The sequence below is a fragment of the Sorangium sp. So ce124 genome, from assembly GCF_051525235.1.
Taxonomy (GTDB): Bacteria; Myxococcota_A; Polyangia; order Polyangiales; family Polyangiaceae; genus Sorangium; species Sorangium atrum.
Genome location: NZ_CP150312.1, coordinates 3,597,750 through 3,612,119, shown reverse-complemented (window position 1 = coordinate 3,612,119; position 14,370 = coordinate 3,597,750). Strand labels below are relative to the sequence as shown.

At 73.4% G+C, this 14,370-nt stretch carries 13 protein-coding genes; 3 read left to right on the top strand and 10 right to left on the bottom strand.

Annotated elements, in window-relative coordinates; translation table 11 throughout:
* Positions 1-48 precede the first annotated feature (48 nt).
* Positions 49-930: a tRNA1(Val) (adenine(37)-N6)-methyltransferase gene (locus tag WMF19_RS13770; RefSeq protein WP_437899536.1), complete on the top strand. Its 882-nt coding sequence runs from the start codon at positions 49-51 to the stop codon at positions 928-930.
* Positions 931-1,031: 101 nt separating this feature from the next.
* Here WMF19_RS13770 and WMF19_RS13765 read toward each other — a convergent pair whose 3' ends face one another.
* Positions 1,032-1,754 (bottom strand): hypothetical protein, encoded by a 723-nt coding sequence (locus tag WMF19_RS13765; protein ID WP_437899535.1) that lies wholly within the window; start codon positions 1,752-1,754, stop codon positions 1,032-1,034.
* A 184-nt stretch (positions 1,755-1,938) separates the two neighbouring features.
* Between WMF19_RS13765 and WMF19_RS13760 the strand changes: the two genes are divergently transcribed.
* A complete protein-coding gene (locus tag WMF19_RS13760) occupies positions 1,939-2,376 on the top strand; it encodes a nucleotide triphosphate diphosphatase NUDT15 (protein WP_437899534.1) in 438 nt (145 codons plus the stop codon).
* A 111-nt stretch (positions 2,377-2,487) separates the two neighbouring features.
* Here WMF19_RS13760 and WMF19_RS13755 read toward each other — a convergent pair whose 3' ends face one another.
* The 6 genes from WMF19_RS13755 to WMF19_RS13730 all read right to left on the bottom strand — a co-directional run bounded on the left by WMF19_RS13755 (position 2,488) and on the right by WMF19_RS13730 (position 10,166).
* The gene (locus tag WMF19_RS13755; RefSeq protein ID WP_437899532.1) at positions 2,488-3,483 is read right to left on the bottom strand and encodes a type VI immunity family protein; all 996 of its coding nucleotides are present in this window, start codon (positions 3,481-3,483) and stop codon (positions 2,488-2,490) included.
* Positions 3,480-6,149: a type VI secretion system tip protein TssI/VgrG gene (gene tssI / locus WMF19_RS13750; protein WP_437899531.1), complete on the bottom strand. Its 2,670-nt coding sequence runs from the start codon at positions 6,147-6,149 to the stop codon at positions 3,480-3,482. The genes WMF19_RS13755 and tssI overlap by 4 nt, the downstream gene beginning before the upstream one ends.
* 1 nt (position 6,150) lies before the next feature.
* Positions 6,151-6,927: a PP2C family protein-serine/threonine phosphatase gene (locus WMF19_RS13745; RefSeq protein WP_437899530.1), complete on the bottom strand. Its 777-nt coding sequence runs from the start codon at positions 6,925-6,927 to the stop codon at positions 6,151-6,153.
* A gap of 204 nt (positions 6,928-7,131) precedes the next feature.
* Positions 7,132-7,407 carry a hypothetical protein gene (locus tag WMF19_RS13740; protein ID WP_437899529.1) on the bottom strand — a complete coding sequence of 92 codons (276 nt, stop codon included), beginning with the start codon at positions 7,405-7,407 and terminating at the stop codon, positions 7,132-7,134.
* Positions 7,408-7,411: 4 nt separating this feature from the next.
* Positions 7,412-8,977 carry a hypothetical protein gene (locus tag WMF19_RS13735; protein ID WP_437899527.1) on the bottom strand — a complete coding sequence of 522 codons (1,566 nt, stop codon included), beginning with the start codon at positions 8,975-8,977 and terminating at the stop codon, positions 7,412-7,414.
* A 58-nt stretch (positions 8,978-9,035) separates the two neighbouring features.
* On the bottom strand, positions 9,036-10,166 hold the full coding sequence (locus tag WMF19_RS13730) for a PEGA domain-containing protein (RefSeq protein WP_437899526.1): 1,131 nt from the start codon (positions 10,164-10,166) through the stop codon (positions 9,036-9,038).
* A gap of 83 nt (positions 10,167-10,249) precedes the next feature.
* On the opposite strand from WMF19_RS13730, the gene WMF19_RS13725 reads away from it, so the two are divergent.
* Positions 10,250-10,858 carry a hypothetical protein gene (locus tag WMF19_RS13725; protein ID WP_437899525.1) on the top strand — a complete coding sequence of 203 codons (609 nt, stop codon included), beginning with the start codon at positions 10,250-10,252 and terminating at the stop codon, positions 10,856-10,858.
* Positions 10,859-10,984: 126 nt separating this feature from the next.
* Here WMF19_RS13725 and WMF19_RS13720 read toward each other — a convergent pair whose 3' ends face one another.
* From WMF19_RS13720 to WMF19_RS13710, 3 genes are all read right to left on the bottom strand, one after another.
* A complete protein-coding gene (locus WMF19_RS13720; protein ID WP_437899524.1) occupies positions 10,985-11,683 on the bottom strand; it encodes a sigma-70 family RNA polymerase sigma factor in 699 nt (232 codons plus the stop codon).
* Positions 11,680-11,973, bottom strand: a complete 294-nt coding sequence (locus WMF19_RS13715) for a hypothetical protein (RefSeq protein WP_437899523.1) — start codon at positions 11,971-11,973, stop codon at positions 11,680-11,682. Before WMF19_RS13715 ends, WMF19_RS13720 begins: the two co-directional genes overlap by 4 nt.
* A gap of 168 nt (positions 11,974-12,141) precedes the next feature.
* Positions 12,142-14,115, bottom strand: a complete 1,974-nt coding sequence (locus WMF19_RS13710; protein ID WP_437899522.1) for a protein kinase domain-containing protein — start codon at positions 14,113-14,115, stop codon at positions 12,142-12,144.
* Positions 14,116-14,370 lie beyond the last annotated feature (255 nt).

The following is a 14,370-nucleotide window of genomic DNA, read 5'->3' as shown; positions in this document are numbered from 1 at the left end:
GGGATGGCGCGCGCCCCTGGCGCCGCAGGGGCGTGGTACATGGGGTCGATGATCGCTCCCCCTGATGTCCAGCCGTCCGTCGCGCCGCGCGGCGGGGTCGTGCGCCCTGCGCGCCGGCCGCCCGGGTGGGTCGCCCCCGGGCCGCAGCCGGCGACGCCGGATCGCCCGGAGGTCTGGCCCGGCCCCGGCGAGGACCTCTGCTATCTGTCGGGCGACTTCCGGATCCTGCAGCGGCTCGACGGGCACCGCTGGTCGGCCGACGACCTCGTGACCGCCTGGTTCGCGGCCGAGCGGGTGGCGCACGCGCCCCCGCGCCGCACGGTCGACCTGGGCTGCGGCATCGGCACGGTGCTCCTGTTCACCGCGTGGCGCTTCCCGGACGCGCGCTGCGCGGGCGTGGAGGCGCAGGAGGTGAGCGCCTCGATGGCGCGGCGCTCGGTCGCGTGGAACGGCGTCGACGCGCGCGGCGAGGTCCGGCGGGGGGACCTGCGCGATCCGGCGGTGCTCGACGGGCTCGCGCCTGCGGATCTCGTGACGGGGACGCCGCCGTACCTGCCGGTCGGCACCGGCATCGAGTCCGGTCGGGTCCAGTGCGGGCCGTGCCGCTTCGAGCACCGCGGCGGCGTGGAGGACTACTGCCTCGCGGCCGCGCGGCTGCTCGCTCCCGGCGCGCCGTTCGTGGCCTGCGCGGCGGCGCGGCAGCGGCCTCGCGTCGAGGCGGCGGCGGCAGCGGCGGGGCTCGCGCTCGAGGCGTGGCGCGACGTCGTCCCCAAGGACGGCAAGGCGGCCCTGTTCTCGGTCTATGCCCTGCGCCGCGCCGAGGCCGTGACGTCGTGCCAGGACGAGGCGCCGCTCGTGTTGAGGGGCGGGAACGGGCGCTTCACCGAGGATTTCGACGCGCTCCGCCGGACGATGGGAATGCCGGTGTAGCCCGGGCTCTTGCGCGGGTGTCGCGCCGGCGGCTCACCGCTGTTGGACAGCACTCGTTACCGGCAGATCCGCACCGGCAGATCCGCCTCTTTCGGCGGCGGTCAGCTCGGCTGCGACACGAGCGGAAGGGTCATGGTCTGCGCGCGGAACAACGGCCGTCCGTCGCGCGACGCGGGCGCGTCCTTCGCCTGCTGGCCCTGGGCCGGGCGCGGGCGCGCCGGGCGCGCCGGCTTGTCTCCAGGCTCTGGCGCAGGCGCAGGCCCAGGCGCAGCGGAAACGCTCTCGACCGAGGCCTCCCAGGCGTGTCGGGTCCCGCCGGCCTCGTTGGCCTGGAAGAACACGGCGCGGAGCGCCCTCCCCTCGACGTCCGTCTCGACGGCCATCATCCAGAACCACGGGCCGTCCGGCTCGGTTTCTTCCCCCATGAACGAGAAGGCCATCTGTCGCGACTCCGCGCGGCGACCGTGCTCGCTGCGCGCGGCCTCGAGGTGCCGCTGCGAGGGTTTGTCGGCCGGACCGCGGTACACGCGCACGGCGACGCCCTCGATGTGCGGCATGAAGTACAGCCCATCTCGATGGACGGACAGCCAGGGGTGTTTTCCGCTCTCTTCCAGCTTGCAGAGGGAATGACCGAACCGCTCGTGCGCCTTGCAGCCGATGCCCCAGCTGGTATCGCCCTCCTCGCGGTTCGCCTCGCTGAACGCCTTGTTGCGGACATCGACCGCCGTCTGCGCCAGAAGGACGAGCCGACTCTGCTGGAGGACGGGGTTCAGCTCCCAGGGCAAGGACGCATCCATCGGGTCTGGCACGGTACGCGTGTTCACTGAAAAGTCAATCGGTACCGGCGCTTGCACGTGCGCGAGGGGGCTCCGTGCGCCGCGCGGGCGGCGCGGCTCGCGCAGCGGGGGCGGCGGGTCGACCGGACGCCTTCCGAGCGGCGCTGCTGGGGCGTGGCGCCGTGCTAGAGCGCGCGCCACGCACGGCGGGTGTCGCGCGCGGGAGGTGTCCTTGGGAGAGGCGATCGTCGGAGGGAACGCCGCGGAGCGACCGCTGGTCGGCGTGGGCGTCATGCTGGTGCGCGACGGGCGCGTGCTGCTCGCGCGGCGGCGCGGCAGCCACGGCGACGGCAGCTACTCGTGGTGCGGCGGCCACCTCGAGCTCGGCGAGTCGTTCGAGGACTGCGCCATCCGCGAGGTGCGCGAGGAGAGCGGCCTCATCGTCAGGAAGCTCTCCTTCCTGTGCCTCAGCAACATCCTCGCCTACGGCAAGCACTACGTGGACATCCAGCTCCTAGCGGAGGAGTTCGACGGCGAGCCCGAGGAGCGTGAGCCCCACAAGATCGCCGGCTGGGGCTGGTACCCGCTCGACGCGCTGCCCAGCCCGCTGTTCCGCCCGGTGGAGCTGGCCATCGCGAGCTACCGCAGCGGCCGCCGCTACAATCCCTGATCCCGGCCGCCGTGCGCAGGGCGGCGCCGCCCCGCGCCGGCGCCTGGCATCGCCCTGGAGAGGCGCGAAGACTGCGCGGTCGTGGTCCTCATCTGGATCTCTCCTTCGCGCTCAGCGGTCGTCGAAACGGCGGAGCCACGCCTCGCTGCGGTCCAGATCGAAGCGGAGCCCCGGGCCTCCATACTGGAAGGGCCGGTGCTCCGTGATGCGAATCGGCTTGAGGTACTTCGACAGCTTGACGTACAGCTCCGGCCAGACGTTACGGCCAGCGTCGCCAAGCTGCGGACGCGGGCCCGCCTGGATCAGGATGCCTCCCTCGAACCGCAGGACAACGAATCGCCGATCCAACGCGCCCAAGTCAGCCTCGATCTTGTCCACACCCCCCATCTCCACGACCCACCGCTCCCCCAGCACCGTGAGCCAATTGACACCTTTGATCCCTGCCTCCCCGCCTCTGCCCTGAAGAAGCCAGATGGAGTGACTTGTAGGGTAGTCCGCCTCAAGGCCAGGAAACCGCTGGGCCCAGTTATAGACAACAGGTGCGTGCCTGCTCTTAATGGTGCTATCAGCAGACTCGACCACGCCGATGCCTCCATAACCGCTCACCGGCTTCAGCTTCCGGCACAACTCAAGCATCACCCGCGGAAACGATTCCGACGAATCCGCAAACCAGAGCAACGGGAATGCTATCCGGAAGAATCCGAGCTCGACGAATGGCCGCTTCTCGTTGCCCAGCGCATGCGCAAGGAAAGAGCTCGCGCCTCGGTCGTACTCCGCTCCGTGATAAATGAGCGAGAAGCTCTCGTCTTCACCGAACCCCAAGAGCCACGCGCGAGGGTACGACCCTTTCCCCTTGCCATACGGTTCCATCAACCGCTTTTCCGGGTGCAGCGCCCAGCGGAGATGAGGACCACAGCGCCGGAAGTAGTCTTCACAACACGAGACAACCGCCTCGCGCACCTCCCGCTTGTACGCGTCCTCGAAGTACAGCGTCGCCAGGAGCGCGACTTGCAGAACCGGGCGCCCCTCGTCGTCCTTGACCACCAGGTGCTCATCCAGCACCTCCATCATCTCTTTCGTTTCGTCCGACATCATCTCCTCCATCATGGAACAACCACAGGACCCCGGAGAAGCGGCGCGAGCTTGCCGAGGATCCGGGCGACCGCAGGCGGAATGGCCACGTCATCGGCCTGCGCCCCTGGCACGGCATCATCCAGCACCAGCGCTATCACGAGCAGCGTCAGCGCCGCCACTTCCGCCACGTCACCGGCCGTCATCTCCTGCGGCTGCGGCTTCTGGCGCGGACAGCCGCACCGATCGGGTCCGAGCACTTCAAACCGGGCTTTGCCGGCTATCGCCTCATATGCCAATTCCTGCTCTTCCTTGAGCTCATCCGGAGGGAACTTGATCTCGATCACCTCCTTGATGTTGTCCTGGGTCGGCGGCTTCGTACCGTCCTTCACCACCACCACGTCCGGTATCCTGCTCCCCTTCGGGCTGCTCCGCGTCGCTCGCCGCGGGTCGTTCTTACTCATGATGGGCTCTGGCGGCCGCTTGCTCATGTCGTAGGGCACCTCGGCCTTGAGCGGGCTCGTGTGCGCTGAGGCATCCTCGAGCGCCCGGATGTGCTGGGTCACGCATCGCTGCCGCAGCCGCTCCTCCTTGCACCGGCAGATAAAGCCACACACCGCGCCCTCCTCCGGCGTGAGCGGTCCGCCCCCGCCGCCGAGGCCCCCCGCTTGCATCGGCGGCAGGCCGCCCGCGAAGCCGAGCAGCGGCAGCCGCACAGGATCCGCCCGTACCGGAGCGCCCGGCGGCAGCACGGGCAGCGCCGGCCGCGCCGCTGGCGCTCCGCCGGGCGCGCCTCCCTGCTGGATCTTCACAGCACTGCCGTCGATGGACACCCCGCTGGCGTCGATCCGCACGAAGCCCCCTGGACCGCGCAGCGTCACATCGCCCGCCTCGATCACGATCGCGCCGCCAGCCTTCAGGTGGATCGTCCCGCCCGCCTCCAGCGCCGCCACCCCGCCGACCCGCTCCTGCCGGTCACCGTCCACCGTGAGCGACCGCACACCGCCGATCCGCTCGCGAAGCTCCCCCTCCACAGTGACGTGTGCGTCCTTGCCCACATACGCCACGGCGCGCCCTTCGGTCCGCGCGCTCTCGTCGCCGCCGACGTTCTTCGCGCGGCTCCCCCGGACCACGAGCGCCTCGTCGCGCCCCACCTCCGTGCGCAGCTGCCGCTCAGCGCGCAGCGACACCAGCTCGGCGCCCTTCCGGTCCTCGAAGCGCAGCTCGTTGAAGCCTCCGCCGCCCGGCGACGACGCGCTGCGCCACAGGCTCTGCGTCCGCTCCTCCGGCAGCTTCAGCGGCACCGGATTGAGCGCATTCGAGACGCGCCCCACCACCACCGGCTGGTCGGGGTCGCCCTCCAAGAAGGCGACCAGCACCTCTTGCCCCACGCGCGGCAGCGCGAAGAGCCCGTAACCCGCGCCCGCCCAGCCCTGGCCCACACGCAGCCAGCACGAGCTGTGCTCATCGTGCCCGCCGATGCGGTCCCACGGGAATTGCACCCGCACCCGCCCGTGCGCGTCGGTGTGGATCTCCTCGCCGGGCGGGCCGACCACCACGCCACTTTGCATCCCGTGCACCGTCGGCTTCGGCATGCCCCGCGCCGGCCGGTACGGCGCCGACGCCGGCACCGCCGTCCCGCTCACCGACCAGCCGCCGCGCAGGCTGCCCTCGATCGACAGCAACGTCACCAGCAGCCCCACCCGCGGGTCGAGCTCCGGCCTCGGGTGGCCCTCCACCGCGAAGACCGTGCCAGATCGCAGGTCGAGCACATTGCTCTGGAACGAGATCGAGCACGCCCCCGTATGCTCCGCCTCCAGCGCCCGCGCCGCGAGCCTCGCCGCGTGACGGTCGTCGTGCGATGCCGCGCCGTCGCGCTCGACGGCGCAGGCGCCCGGCTGGTAGCGGTACCGCTCGGTGCGCGCGTCGGTGCAGCCCGCGCTCCGTGCCTGCCCGACCAGCGCCCACGTCGGGCGCGCGAAATCGTGGTCGCGCAGCGTCACCGCGTCGGCCCGCGCGTACCGCTCCACCGCCACGCGCGTCACCCAGGCGTGCTCGCGCACATCGAGCGGCTGGTCGATGTACGCGAGCGGTGCGTCCCGCCGCAGCGCGCTCTGGCGCAACGCGTCGGCCAGCACCAGCCGCGAGCGCTCCCCATCGTCCAGCAGCGCGTACGCAATCCCCGCCTCCTCCAGCAGCCGATGGAAGAAGTCGAGGTCCGTCTCACCGTACTGCACCTTGTACGGAAGCCGCGGGTGCTCATCCTTGTCGATCCGCCACGCCGCGTCGAGCCCCCACGCGTCGAGCATCTCGGCGGCGATCTCCGGCACCGACTGGTGCTGGTAGATCCGGTGGTCGCTGCGCAGCGACATCCGCCACAGCGCCGGCACGATCGTCAGCGCGTACGTCGAGACGCCGAGCTCGCCGCCGCGCAGCTCGAGCGCGTGCACCTGCCGCACGTGGCTGCACACGCCCGACCAGATCCGCTCCCCGGAGAGCCCGCTCCCCTCGCCGGCCTCGATCCGCAGCGCCGCCGGCTGCCCGACGATCCCCTCGAGATCGACACACGGCTCCGGCGACACCGCCTCCACCTCCACCGCGAAGAGCGACGACACCGCCTCGCGGATCGCCACCCGCTCGACGCGCAGCCTCTCGCCGCACGCCAGCGTCAGCTCCAGCCGCAGCACGTCGCCGCCGCGCACGTCACCCGCCTCCCAGCCGCGCCAGCACGCACGTCACGTTGTCCGGCCCGCCGTGCTCGTTCGCGATGTCGACCAGCAGGCTCGCCGCAAGGCTCAGGTCCCGGTGCCTCCCAAGCACCCCCTCGATCCGCGCCTCCGGCACAGGACCCCACAGCCCGTCCGAGCACACGAGGAACACGTCGCCCGGCTTCGTCGCCTCCACCCGCGACTCGATCTCAACGCTCTTGTCGCACCCCAGCGCCCGCGTCACCGCGTCCGCACGGCCGCTCAGCGCCTCCAGTGCTGCGAGCGCGCCTTCGCCCTCGCTCAGCAGCTCCTCCAGCAGGGTATGGTCCCGAGTCAGCCGCTCCAGCTTCCCCTCGCGCATCCGGTAGACGCGCGAATCGCCCACGTGCGCGATGTACGCCATGCCGCCGCCGAGCAGCACCCCCGCGAAGGTCGTCGCCATGCCGCGCACCTCGTCCCGCCGCTGGCTCGCCTCGTAGATCGCCCGGTTCGCGCGCCGCACGCTCAGCACCAGCCGCACTTCATCGCGGTCGTGAGAACTCCCCGTGCCATAGGGCCATGTGTCCTCGAGGTCCTCGTCCTCCTCGAAGCAGCTCTTGACCACCTCGATGGCCATCCGCGACGCCACCTCTCCGGCCGCGTTGCCACCCAGGCCGTCGGCCACCATGAAGAGCCCCAGGCACGGCAGCGCCGCGAAGCTGTCCTCGTTGCGGCTCCGGCGCCGCCCCACGTCCGAGTGCGCCGCCGCCTCGATGGCGAGCTGTGGATACACGATCGTCCTCCTCGCGCGCTCGTCGACAAGACGAGCCGAGCCAAAGGCGCGCCGCGCACGGCGGCGCGCGTTTCCCTGGTTGGTGAGGCCGCGCCGCGCGCGGCCCTTTCGCTACGTTGCTACGTCGCTGCTTCGCTGCTTCGCTGCGTCAGCGCAGCCACACGACCGCGAGCGCCGCGCCGCACAGCAGCGCCAGCGCCAAGATCACCGCGCCGATCCGCGTGCTCGACCAGCGCTTCTCACCATCGCCGCGCTCATCCACGCCTCGCGCACCTCTCGCTCGACGGCCTCCATCGCCTCCGCCTGGGCGTTGAGCTGCGCAATCTCCTTCCGCACGTCCTCGCCCCGCGCTATCCGGAACAGCAGCGAGCCGCGCGCTTGCGCCCTTCTCAGGAGCCGCAGCAGCTCCTCCCGCGCCTCCGGCGTGTCCGAGTTCCACACCGGGTCGGCCCAAGGCGGCAGCTCTTTCGGCGACGTCATCGCTTCACCCTCCACAAGGCGACTGCCCCGCGAAGTCCCAGCAGCTCCCTTCGCTCCCCGGCGCTCCGGCGTTCTCCGGTGCTCCGCCGGGACCGGCGTTGCCGCCAGTACCAGGTGTGCCGGCCGTGAATTGCGCCGCCGGCGCTTCGTTGGGTGTCACCGCATACGCAACGCCTACGGCATAGCCGCCCCGGCCGCCACCACCAGCACCACCGGGACCGCCTGCACCACCCTTTCCGCCGTCGCAGCCGGCTTTGCTGGGCGGCGTGTCCGAAGCCAGCCCCCCAGCTGCCCCATTGCCTCCAGCGGCGCCGTTTTGCCCCGCCGCACCGGCGCCTCCGTTGCCGCCCTTGCCCACCACGATCGTCACCCCGGTCAGCTTCAGCCGGTTGCCCAGGCTCATGATCCCGATGCTCGAGCCGCCCGCCTGCCCGCCTCCGCCTCCCTTGCCTCCGCAGCCACCAGCCCCGCCGCCTCCGCCGCTGGCCCCGACGCCGTCAACGATGTCCGTTCCGACCTTGCAGAACAGCCCGGATTTCGCTCCGCCGCCTCCGCCTCCGCCTTGACCCCGGCCGCCGATAGTGCCCGGAGCGCCGTCGCCGCCGCTCAGGCCCTTCAGCGCCAGTCTCGCGCCGGTCCCTCCGACGCCGGGAGGGCCAGCGGCGCCGCTCTTGCCGTCATTTCCTCTCTCGCAATCCTGAGACGCCGTTTCCCCGACGCCGCCGAGGCCTTTACCGGTCGGATTCTCCTCCGGCACCGGCCCGCCATCCTTCCCCACCTGCCCGTTGCCCTCGTCCGCCGCCGTGATCCCGCCCAGCCCGCCGCTCCCCCCGGCCGTCTCGCCGTCCTCGCAGCTCGTCACGGCCCCGGCGCCGCCCAGCACCGCGTTGTCCGCCACGCACGCGTTCGACGCGCTCCTCGCCTCCGCGCTCGCTCCCGCCACCGGCGCCTCTTCCGGCGTCGTCCCTCGGGCCCCGTCCTTCCCGTCGCCCGCGGTCACCTCCACCTCCGCGAGCTCCGCCTCCACGTCCGCCACCACCACCCCGATCGACGACCCGCCCGGCTCCGTCGCGTTCGCCGCGCGCACCGCGAAGCTCCGCACCTTCGCCCCGCTCGCGCCCTCCGACAGCACCAGCGCGATCTCGTCCGCGGGCGCCTCGATCGCGCTCCGCGCCTCGGCGCTCCACGTCCACTCCGCCCCGCAGTCGAAGCCGCCGATCACGTCGACCTCGGCGCCGATGGTCACGCTCTCCGCGAACGCCCCGCTCGCGCACGCAAGCACCCGCTTGCCGTTCGCGTTAGCGACCGCTTCCGCCAGCGACGCGTACGGCCTCGCCTTCGTCCCGTCGCCGTCAGGCTCCGCGCTCGCGCTCGCGAACACCGCGCACTCGTCCGTCACCGTGCTCGCGTCCTCCGTCGGGTCCGCTTCGCACGCCGGGGTCACGTCGCCACCGCCGCCTCCACCCCCGGAAACGCAGTCCGTGTACGTGTTCTCGCAGTTGTAGTTCAAAGGGAACGGGAAGCACCCGGCCAGGTAGATCCCCGAGCCCATCGCTACTGCGACCAGCATCCATGCACACCACGAAGCACGACGCATGTTCTTCTCTCCTCGCACCATCGCGCCTGATTCAGAGCGTGCCGCTCACGGCGAGGCCCACATTGCTCGGTCCAACCAGCGGCGTCAGCCGCACGCGCGCCTGCTGCGTCGATGAGGGCCGCGTCATCAGCCCGTAGAGCAGGGTTCCCACGCCGACGGTTCCAGCGCCGACGAAGCTGAAGAACGCGGCGTTGGTGAAGTTGACGCGAGCGTCGTACGCTCTTCGCAGCTCGACGCACTCAGGTGCTCCGCCGGTGCGAGGACATGAATCGGCGTTCGTGCGAGCCAGTGCATCCCGCCGCTCTTCCGCGTCGCTGGCGTTCGCGTTCGCGAGCACGGTGAACACCACCCCCGCGATCACGCCCGCGCCAGCGACCGCCCCGCCCGCGATCAGCACGTCCGGGCGCGGCCCGCCCGCGTCCGCCCCCTCGCGCGGCGCAGGCGCCGGCGCCTCGGCGCGCGGCGGCAATGGCGCCGGCGGCGCGGGCGGCTCCCGCGGCGGCAGCAGGACGAGGTTCGCGGTGTTCGTCTCGCCGGCAGGGACCTCCAGCGTCACCCGCGACGGTTCGTGCCCGGCGAGCCGCGCCTCCACCGCGATCGTCCCCGGCTTCACGAACACCTCGTGCCGGAGCGGCGTGCGCCCCACCGCCGTCCCGTTGAAGGAGACCTCGGCCCCGTCCACGTTCGCCTGGACGACGATCGACCCCACCTCCTTGCGCACGGCCCGGAACTGCGCCCGGATCTGCTCGTGCTGCGCCGAGTTGCCGGTGGCCGGGAAGCTCCGCAGACAGAACGCGAGGTGCTCCGCCGCCTCGACCTTCATCCCGCGCTGGAGCTCCGTGTTCGCGAGGTTCGCCGCGATGTCGTAGCTCTGCTTCAGCGACCACGCCGTCCGGTACGCCTCGTACGCCGCGTCGAGCTTCCCGAGCCGGTACAGCTCCTTGCCCCGCGCGAACGCCGCGTCCGCGTCGCGGGACGCCTGCGCGTCCGCGCTCGCGGGCGCTGCTTGTGCGCCCGCCGGCGCTCCCTGCGCGCCCGCCGCCGCTGGCTGCGCGCCATCAGGCGCTCCCTGCGCGCGCGCTGCCGGCGGCGCCGCGACCGCCGCCCCCGCGACCAGCACCAGCCATCCCGCCGCGCGGGCCCTCCTCGCTCTCGCCTTCATCTCAGAACACCTCCGGTGGCAAGGGACCCGGGCCCGCGCTGCTGTCCGGTCGCGGCGCCCCTGCGGGCGCGGAGCTTACTCCGGTGGGCGCGGCCTGGGGCACTGCGACATGGGCCGGCGGGCGAGGCGCGGCGGCATCCGCCGTTCGCTTCGGGGGCGCCGGCGCCGCGGGCGCCGACGCCGGCGCGCTCGACGGCGCAAGCGCACCGCTGCTCGCGCCGCGCCCTTCGCCCTCGCTGGCGGCCGCGGGCGCGCTCGACGGGCGAGGCGCCTCGCCGCTCGCGCGTCGCTCGGTCCCCTCGCTCCCCGCCGCCCTCGGCGCGGAACCCGACCCCGCGGCCATCGGCTCGAGCACGGATGCGGCGGCGCTCGGCGCGCTGCTCGCCGCTGTCGGTCGCGGCGCCGGCAGCGCGCCGGCCGCCGCGCCCGCGGACGGAGCGCGCGCCGGCGCCGACGCCGACGCACCGCCGCGCGGCGCGCGCGCCGCCGACCACAGCGCGATCGCGCCGCCGACGGCCACGATGGCCGCGAGCAGGAGCGCCGCCCCCCACAGCCGCCGGCGCGGCGAGCCCGCGGGCGCGGCGGCCGGCGTCGCGGCGACGCCGCCCTTCCCCTCCCCGCTCGCCGCGGCCGCCGCGGGCCGGACCGCGTTGCGCGCGGCCTTGCCGAACCACCGCCGCGCGACCGGATAGAACGGATCGCCGCCCTGCCCGTCGTGCCGAAGGTCCTCGATCATCCTGTCGAGCCTGGGATCGTCGCCGGGCTTCACCACCGGCCGCTTCGGGTCGTCCGTGCGCATCGCTTCCCTCGCCCTGCGCTCATTCGCGCGGCGGCATCTCCGTCACGCCGCCCTCGAGGAGCGCCGCGGCCATGCGGTCGAGCAGCGCGTCGTGACGGCGCCGCGCCGTCGACAGCGACACGCCGAGCCCCTTCGCGACGTCGTCCATCGGCAGCCGCTCCACATAGCGCAGCGCGTACAGCCGGCGATCCTCCTCGCCCAGCGCGGCGTATACCCCGCGGACGATCTCGATCGCCCGCCGCCGATCCTCCACGTCTACCGCCGTGTCGTCGAGGGTGTCCCCGGCCTCGACCACCCCGAGGACCATCGCCTTGACGAGGCGCATCGCGTACCTCGCGAGCCGGGCGCTGTTCGTCGCCTCGTCGTCCCAGGCCACGTCGAACCGATCGGGGGTCTCCGCGACGAACGAGCGCGCCGCCCAGCTCGCCGCGACGTGCAGCCGGCGGTGCTTTCGCTCCCAGAGGAGACCATCGCGGATCTCGCCGTCGATCCACGAGTACGCGTAGCTCGTGAAGCGGACCCCGCGCGCCGGATCGAAGTGCGACGCCGCCAGCACCGCGCCGGTGTACCCGTACGCGAGGAGCTCCTCCCGCTGCTCGGGCCGCGCGTGCGGCGCGAGCGCCGCCGCCCGGGCCCGGACCAGGCCGATCGCCTCCTTCACCAGCGCCTGCTGCTCCGGGGTCAGCGGTCCCGGTGGCACCGTGCCGCTCCGGCTCATCGCTTGCTCCCGCCGCGGCGCCGCCCCTTGCCCCGAGGATCGCCGCGCTCCGCGCCCTCCGCCGCGGCAGGCGCGCCGCCCCGCGCGAGCTCGTGGCTCTCGTCGGGCGGCGGCCGCTGCTGAAGGGCCTGGAGCAGCGCGACGGGATAGGGGTGCACCGACATGAGCGCCAGCGCCTCCTGGCGCATGTGCTCGATGAGCTCCGGGGACAGCTTTCCCCGGTACGGCGCGAGCGCGCGCTCCACCGCCTCCACCAGCACGGGATCGAATTCGCGCGACGTCGTGTTCATCGTGAGCCTCTCTCGGACCATCCAGGGTGTTGGCAACCTCTCCGCCGGGACGCGCCGTCACGCGTCTCCTCCAGTTATCCAGCGATCCTCTCCGGATCGCTCATGAAGGCCGGGCCGGGGGCCTCGCTCGCGGCGTTTCCCGGCCGGCCTCGGCGCCCGGCCGGATCGCTACTCCAGGAAATCGTCATAGAAATGGGGGTCTCGAACGACCCGCCTCCTTGGCTTCGGCTTGGCGGCCGGCGGCGCCGCGGCCGGCGCGGCCGTCGAGGTGACGGATGCCGGCATCGCGGAGGCTGACGCCGGCGTCGAGACGGCCGGCGCCGGCGTCGTGGCCATCCCCCGTTCGCTCCCCCGAGCTCCGGCGGGGACTGCCGCCGGTGGCTCGTCGGCGCCCGCGCTCGCGTTCGCGGAGGGGACCGCGTCGGGAAGGGCGGCGCTCGCGCCCTCCACGGTTCCCGTCGCCGCGGGCGGCTGCGGTGCCGCGGCCCCCGCGATGCCGGCGGGCGGCCGTTCCGGCGCCGGCGCCGAGGCGGGCGCGTCGACCGTCCTCGCCGGCTCGGACGCCGCCGGCGGGGCGCCCTGGAGCCGGAGGATGACATCGAGGAGGAGCAAGCTCACCACCGCCCCCAGCGAGAGCCCGATCGCCGCCATGCGCAGGGTGACGCGCGCCCGGGGCCGCGCTCCGGCCGGGCCGCGCGCGCTCGCGACCTCCGGGGGCGCTGCGATCGGCCCCGCCGCCGCGGCGGTCCGTCCCGCGCCCGCACGCGAGTCGCCGCCAGGCGGCGCCGCGACCGTGCGAGGGGTCCCGGCGCCTGTCGCCACGCGCGCGAGCGGCACGGTGTTCTCCACCGGGACCCACGCGGTCGCGGCCTGCTCCGGCGGCGGGTCGGGCGCTCGCTGCGGGAGCGCGGCGACGCAGCTGGGATCGCGCAAGCGCTCCGGCAGGCGCTCGGTCATGGCCCACCCGACGCCCGCCTGGCCCGGATCGGTATCGCCGCCGGCCTCATGGCGGCCGTCCTGCGCGTCGCGCGGCGTCGCGCGGGTCCTTGCGCCTCCCGGCGGTCCCGCCGGCGCGGCCGCGGGGACGCCGGCCCCCTCGACGCGCCCCCGAGCCGCTCGCACCGGCGCTGCGGGCCCCGTGGTTGCGGCGATCTTCTCGTTGCCCCACCGCAGGACCTCCGAGATCTCCGGCTCGCCCGGATTCGTGTCGCGCGCGCTCGCCACGTCGCGGGTGGCGAGGAACGCGTCCCACAGCGCCTCGGCGAACGCCAGCCCGTCCCGGTGCCGCTCGCGCGGGACCTTGGCGATCGCCCGCGCGATCACCTCCGAGATCGGCTCCGGCACGCCGATCCGTGACAGCGACGGCGGGACGTCGTTGAGGTGCCTGGCGAACAGGGCGTCGATCCGGCCCGCGGCGCGGGCATCGCCGAACGGGTGGAACCCGGCGATGGCCTCGTAGGCGATGAGGCCGAGCGCGTACACGTCGGTCGCCGGCGTCGGCACTTCGTCCCGGATCTGCTCTGGCGCCATGAAGAGCGGCGAGCCGTGGGTCTGCGCGTCGAGCGTGTCCGGGGTGCCGCTTAGCCGCGCGAGCCCGAAGTCGAGGACCTTCACGTCGCGCGGATCGCGCAGGATGAAGAGGTTCTCCGGCTTCATGTCGCGGTGGACGCCGCCGAACGAGTGCAGGTGGCCGGCGCCGAGCGCCGCGGCGCGCAGCGTGGCGCACGCGAGCGGCAGCGACAGCGCCCCCCTCCGGCGGAGCTCCTCGCGGAGCGTCACGCCGTCGAGCAGCTCCATCCGGTACCAGGCAGTGAGGTCGTCCGCGAGGCCGACCTCGTGGACTTGGACCACGTTCGGGTGCCGCATCCGCGAGAGCACGTCGCCCTCCCGCAGCAGCCGGCGGCGCTGGTCCGGGTCGTCGAGGAACTCGGATCGCACGATCTTGAGCGCCCACATCTGCCCCTTGTCCTTGACGGCGTACACCGCCCCCATGCCGCCCTGGCCGAGGAGCCGCTCGACGAGGAAGCGCCGCACGAACCAGGTGCCCGGCGCGAGCAGCGGGGGACGGTTCCGGTCGGTCGTCGGCGGGGGCGCCTCGCCGCGACGCGCCTTGTCGTGATCGTCCTGTGACCTCCGCTTCACCGTGTACCTCCGCGCCCGCGCCGGACGCCGAAAGGCCTGCCCGGCGCCGCGAGCCATGCCCTCGCTCGGTCCCGCGTCGCTTCCATGCGAGTTATCCGGAAACGGTTGGCGAGGTGCTCACGCGGCGGAGAGCCCGCGCGAGGCTCCGGGACGGCGCTCCAGCGCGTCCAGGCATCGGGTCACCGGCGCGGCGTGGGCCGCCATGGGTCCTGGGAGGCCACCGGCGCATCCATTCCGGTCCCGGCCGGGCAGCTG